Below are 313 nucleotides of genomic sequence, written 5' to 3' on the forward strand. Positions count from 1 at the left end.
CTACCTCACCGGCAGCCTCACCAACCTCGGCTCCCTCAGCCTCGCAGACGGCGCCGGGATGACCTTCGCCGGCGACCTCACCAACCTCGGCTCCATTGGCCTCGCTCACGGCGCCGGGCTGCTCGTCGACCTCGGCGGCGGCAAGACCCTGGCCCAGGTAGCCGGCTCCATCGACGTATCCGACGACAGCGCCCTCCAGGTCCAAAACGGTGGCCTCCGCTTCGACGGCGGCTCTCTGGCGGGGACGGCGGTACTCTATAACTCCGCTTTGAGTATCTCCACGGTCTGGGAGGACGCCGCGACCTTCGTATTC

1 protein-coding gene is annotated in these 313 nt (G+C 67.7%); it reads left to right on the top strand.

Annotation, left to right across the window (positions count from 1 at the left end):
- Positions 1–313: hypothetical protein (locus G6O54_RS37175; protein WP_165236243.1), on the top strand; the 313-nt coding region annotated here is incomplete at both ends.

Origin of the sequence: Aquisphaera insulae (assembly GCF_011064615.1) — a bacterium.
Classification (GTDB): domain Bacteria; phylum Planctomycetota; class Planctomycetia; order Isosphaerales; family Isosphaeraceae; genus Aquisphaera; species Aquisphaera insulae.